This is a genomic window from Microvirga antarctica (assembly GCF_017921815.1).
GTDB lineage: Bacteria > Pseudomonadota > Alphaproteobacteria > Rhizobiales > Beijerinckiaceae > Microvirga > Microvirga antarctica.
Genome location: NZ_JAGEMM010000038.1, coordinates 1 through 314, shown reverse-complemented (window position 1 = coordinate 314; position 314 = coordinate 1). Strand labels below are relative to the sequence as shown.

Annotated in this window: 1 protein-coding gene; it reads right to left on the bottom strand. The window is 53.2% G+C overall.

The window, feature by feature from the left end:
• The coding region (locus J4G32_RS20775; protein WP_210497546.1) for an ATP-binding cassette domain-containing protein at positions 1-282 on the bottom strand (282 nt) is incomplete at its 3' end.
• Positions 283-314: the final 32 nt, after the last annotated feature.

The following is a 314-nucleotide window of genomic DNA, read 5'->3' as shown; positions in this document are numbered from 1 at the left end:
GATACGGTCGCGCTCCTGCTTGACTTCCCACAGTTCTCCATGCCCCATAATGACAGTATCAAGTACGGTGAATGTTTCAAAAGCGAACTGGTCCTGACGCAGCTTACCGATGCGCTCATTCGGATCGAGGGAAACATTGCCCAGCGTCGGCTCCAGGTCGCCGCCGAGGATTTTCATAAAAGTGGACTTTCCGCTACCGTTGGCGCCGATCAGGCCGTAACGGTTGCCGCCGCCAAATTTGACGGAAATGTTTTCGAACAGCGGCTTACTGCCGAACTGCATGGTAACGTTGCTGGAAACTAACACAGGCTTAT